At 46.1% G+C, this 4,329-nt stretch carries 3 protein-coding genes and 4 pseudogenes; 2 read left to right on the forward strand and 5 right to left on the reverse strand.

The window, feature by feature from the left end:
- Nucleotides 1-10 precede the first annotated feature (10 nt).
- The 5 genes and pseudogenes from ACMJ0U_RS11375 to udk form a co-directional block, all read right to left on the reverse strand.
- A pseudogene (locus ACMJ0U_RS11375) lies at nucleotides 11-421 on the reverse strand (permease); the annotation flags it as partial.
- A gap of 38 nt (nucleotides 422-459) precedes the next feature.
- Nucleotides 460-694, reverse strand: a pseudogene (locus ACMJ0U_RS11380) (thioredoxin family protein).
- Between the two features lie 24 nt (nucleotides 695-718).
- Nucleotides 719-1,106 (reverse strand): annotated as a pseudogene (locus ACMJ0U_RS11385) (ArsR/SmtB family transcription factor).
- Between the two features lie 339 nt (nucleotides 1,107-1,445).
- On the reverse strand, nucleotides 1,446-2,819 hold the full coding sequence (locus tag ACMJ0U_RS11390; RefSeq protein WP_417130033.1) for a transglycosylase SLT domain-containing protein: 1,374 nt from the start codon (nucleotides 2,817-2,819) through the stop codon (nucleotides 1,446-1,448).
- Complete coding sequence (gene udk / locus ACMJ0U_RS11395) at nucleotides 2,816-3,427, reverse strand: uridine kinase (RefSeq protein WP_417130034.1); 612 nt, start codon at nucleotides 3,425-3,427, stop codon at nucleotides 2,816-2,818. The genes ACMJ0U_RS11390 and udk overlap by 4 nt, the downstream gene beginning before the upstream one ends.
- Before the next feature lie 70 nt (nucleotides 3,428-3,497).
- Between udk and ACMJ0U_RS11400 the strand changes: the two genes are divergently transcribed.
- Nucleotides 3,498-3,797 carry a Dabb family protein gene (locus tag ACMJ0U_RS11400; RefSeq protein WP_417130035.1) on the forward strand — a complete coding sequence of 100 codons (300 nt, stop codon included), beginning with the start codon at nucleotides 3,498-3,500 and terminating at the stop codon, nucleotides 3,795-3,797.
- An 11-nt stretch (nucleotides 3,798-3,808) separates the two neighbouring features.
- Nucleotides 3,809-4,294, forward strand: a pseudogene (locus ACMJ0U_RS11405) (PaaI family thioesterase).
- The last annotated feature ends 35 nt before the right edge of the window (nucleotides 4,295-4,329 follow it).

The following is a 4,329-nucleotide window of genomic DNA, read 5'->3' on the forward strand; positions in this document are numbered from 1 at the left end:
CAATGATAAATTAAAGAACAAAATTAAACAAATAACCCGACAAGATAATGAAGAAAGCCACCGTTCCGAAGAATATCGCAATCAGCCGCCACGTCATCACTTTTTTCAGCAAAGTCGCTTCCGGAAGTGAAAGCCCCACCACGGCCATCACGAAAGCGATGGCTGTACCCATAGGAATACCTTTGGCCACGAATACCTCGATGACCGGCACAATGCCTGCCGCATTGGCATACATCGGCACGGCAAGAATGACCGAAAGCGGTACGGCAAACCAGTTCTCCTTCGACATGTATTGCTCAAAAAATCCTTCGGGCACAAAGCCGTGCATAAACGCACCGATACCTATCAGGATATAAACAAGACAATCTTCAGGCATCACGCACAATAAAGGAAGACGCTTGCTAAAAGCGGTAGCTGCCTTGAAGGTCATTTCTGCCGCTTCTGAATCAATCCTCTTGTTTATCCGATTCCTAAAAGCTTCTTCACATCACTTTCGGTCGGAACCTGTCCTTTCATCTTCACTACTTCGTCTACCACCACGGCAGGAGTCGTCATGATGTGGTAGTTCACCATTTCCATGATGTCGTCCACCTTGGTCAGTTTCACGTCCAGGTTATTTTCCTTGATTACTTTTTCAATTACATTAGGTGGTCTTGCACTTTGCGCAACCCGACCCCAGAACTTTAACTTCCATACCTGCATTCTTCTTTTTAAGTAATTATCCTCTATTAGTAATTCGTAAAACAACGAACATATTCGACAAAAAAGGACTTACTCGCAGCAATCCCCTTTTTTTACACACCGGCTGGCTCAGGAAATCGGCAAACATTCTTTTGGCCAGTTCCCAGTTCTCCTTGTGGATGCAATACCTCACCTTAGGTGCTTCAACCCCTCCTTGAATAAGTCCAGCTTCTTTCAGCTCCTTTAAGTGTTGCGACACCGTCGCCTTGGCTATGGGCAATTCTTCATATGTCTCCCAAAAAGCAACACTCCTGCGAAGCCAAAAACAGAAGTATGGCAATGCGGACCGGATGCCCCATGGCCTTAGCAAAGCGAGCCATCTTTTCCTGTTCTTCCGATTCTTCCGAGTAATTCTTTTTTACCATTTTCACCTCAATTGCTTGTTGTTCGCAAAACTACGTGCAGCAAACGAAAAACGTATTTTAATTATCCGCTTATCTTATTTTAATTACAGACACCTCGAATAATCAGAAGAACATTTATGTAAGCAACTCCTCGTTGTTGTATCTTAAAACCTCCCGAAGAAAAGAGCTGACTACCCAAAACCCTTCTATGTCTTCCACACATGAGCCTTATAGTTCCCGATAGAGAAACCTACTTTTCCGCACTGAAAAACATAAGTTTTCGCAACAGAAAACATAGAAAAGAGCCTGAAGCTTCCGCAAAAACTTCAGGCTCTTCATACAATCAAACTTGACAGATACTTACTTCTTTATCTTCTGCCGGTAAACCTCCGCCCGTGCCAGAATCTCACGCACAAATTCATAGGTATCGCTGCCTCTGGCATAACCATTTTTGCAGACAGGGTCTTGATAATATTCTTTATTGCTTTTCAGCAGCATAAAGTGGGCCACATGGTGCTCCCAGATATAGCGGTTGCGCCCATACTTCTCTGCCAGTGCCATGGCATCGGTCACATGACCGATACCGGAATTATAGGCGGCCAGAATGAACTTTGCCTGTTCCTCCTTGTCTGTAACCTTACTAAACGTACGCTGCATTCCGGCAATGTATTTTACGGCAGCCTTGATGCTCTCCTCCGGGTCCTGCTCTTTGCCCGGCGGCACTCCCATAGCACGTGCCGTAGCCGGCATCAGCTGCATCAGCCCTTTGGCTCCGGCCCATGATACCACATCAGGATTGAAGTTCGATTCGGTATAGGCCAGTGAAGCTAACAAACGCCAGTCCCAGCCGATTTCCTTGGCATAATGCCGGAACAAATCATCGTAGTGGGAAATCTTACCGTCTTTCACAGAAAGAATGGCTCCGTGTGCGGGACGCTTGGCCAGTTCAAAATAACGGCGGGCGCTGGCACGAAACTCCGGTGAATTGATGTTTTCGCGATGCCATTTATCAGCGGCCTCTGCCAGCAAAGGCGAAGTTTTCCGCACAGCCCACGAAGAACGCTGGTCGAAGCTAATGGCCAGGTTGATGTCGAGTACCGGATAATAGGTACGGTTGATGCGGGCAATCTCATCTGTGGCTACCGTATAGTCTATGCGCCCCTCTGCCACCCAGGTAATCAGGTCTTCCGAAGACACACTGTCGGAGGAAATCTCACAAATATCGATTCCCCCTCCCAGTTCGCGGTTCAGATTCTCCAAACGGGTACGGTATTTCCCGGAGTTAACATAGACTTTCTTTCCTACCAGTTCCGTTACGTCTTTCAAAGCCTTCTTTCCTCTTCTCTGCACAATTACCTGGCGCGCAATGTCTTCCTCTCCACAATAAATCAGGCTGTCTTTCAACGGATTGGTAATAATCAGGTTGTATGCCACCAAATCACCTTCTCCATTAAGCAGACTGCTGACCAGCTGTTCTTCGTCTTTCACGACTTTCACTTTCAAATCCACCCCAAGTGACTTGGCAAACTGCTGGGCCAGTTCGTACTGGAATCCCATGGGCTCACCACGGTAATTAAAGTAAGATACGGAACTGTTTACGGTCAGCACCACCAGTTCCTTTTTTTCCTGAATCTGCGGCAAATCGACGCCACTCTCTTCCGTTTTTTTCTTCGAAGTACACGAAAAAAACAAAAGGGCCAGCACACAGCACAGCCCCGTTATCCAGCCTTTCATTTGTATACGATTCGTTCAATGTACATCTTCAGAATCTCGATGGCCTTTTCATTATGACCTCCTTGCGGCACAATCAGGTCGGCAACTCGCTTGGCCGGTTCGATAAATTCCAGGTGCATGGGTTTCAGCACACGCACATAGCGTTCCATCACCGCCTCGGCCGTACGTCCGCGTTCTATCACATCCCGCTGGATGACACGGATAAGACGTTCGTCCGGATCGGCGTCTACAAAGATGCGCAAGTCCATCTGCTTGCACAACCTTCGGTCGCTCAAAGCCAGGATACCTTCAATAATGATGACCTTACGGGGTTCTACATGCACGGTTTCTTTCTGGCGCGTACAGGTCAGATAGGAATATACAGGCTGTTCAATGGCTTCTCCCTTACGCAACATGGAGATATGCTTGGAGAGTAAATCCCAGTCGAACGCCGAAGGATGGTCAAAGTTGATATTCTGCCGTTCTTCCACGGGCACATGACTGCTGTCCTTATAATATGAATCAAGCGGAAGCACTGCCACTTCATTCTCCGACAGACTTTCGATAATCCTTCTCACTACAGTTGTTTTACCGGAGCCTGTTCCTCCTGCAATTCCAATGATAATCATAACTTGTTTCAATAATTAATTTCTATATTTGCAATATTCAAAGATACGAAAATCATAAAAACAAACAAACATGGTCAAGCACATTGTGTTATTTAAATTGAAAGAAACCCTTTCACAGGCAGAAAAAACCGACATTATGAACCGTTTTAAATCTGCCATCGAGGCCCTTCCGGCTACTATTCCCTTTATCCGTGGCATTCATGTAGGACTAAATGAAAATCCGGCAGAAGTATGGGACATCTGTCTGGACAGTAGTTTTGATACACTGGACGACGTGAAGGCTTATTCCATCCATCCGGCACACGTAGCCGCAGCAGGCATTCTGAAAGATGCCAAGGAAAACCGTGCCTGCGTAGATTATACCCTCTAATTTTAGCTGTCATGGAAAAAATCATCAATCCATGGGAAGGAATGGAAGGATACTTCTGTTTCGGCTGTGCGCCCAACAACGAGACGGGCCTGAAAATGGAGTTCTATGAAGACGGAGACGAGATTGTGAGCAAATGGGTGCCTGAAGCCCGCTTTCAAGGCTGGCTGAACACCCTGCACGGAGGAATTCAGGCGACTTTGCTGGACGAGATATGTGCCTGGGTAATTGCCCGCAAGCTTCAGACGGCAGGTGTTACTTCACGCATGGAAACTCAATACTTGAAGCCTATCCACACGACCGATTCTCACCTCACTCTCAGAGGAAGAATCAAGGAGCAGAAACGGAATTTTGTGTTCATTGAGGCTGAAATCTACAATGCACAAGATGAAATCTGAACCAAGGCCATATGTACCTATTTCATTTTTTCCATAGAAAAAGCAGAAAAAGAAATGCACTTCAAAGTCTGCTACACGGAAAAAGAAAAGGATTCTTTATAAATTTGACAGCAAAAACAAGTTTTTTCTGATAAATA

This window comes from Phocaeicola sp. (genome assembly GCF_048170425.1).
Lineage (GTDB): Bacteria > Bacteroidota > Bacteroidia > Bacteroidales > Bacteroidaceae > Phocaeicola.

Excerpts from the sequence above, each read along its gene's own strand:
- udk (WP_417130034.1), bottom strand. The coding sequence starts at position 3,427 with ATGATTATCATTGGAATTGCAGGAGGAACAGGCTCCGGTAAAACAACT.
- ACMJ0U_RS11400 (WP_417130035.1), top strand. The coding sequence starts at position 3,498 with ATGGTCAAGCACATTGTGTTATTTAAATTGAAAGAAACCCTTTCACAG.
- ACMJ0U_RS11390 (WP_417130033.1), bottom strand. The coding sequence starts at position 2,819 with ATGAAAGGCTGGATAACGGGGCTGTGCTGTGTGCTGGCCCTTTTGTTT.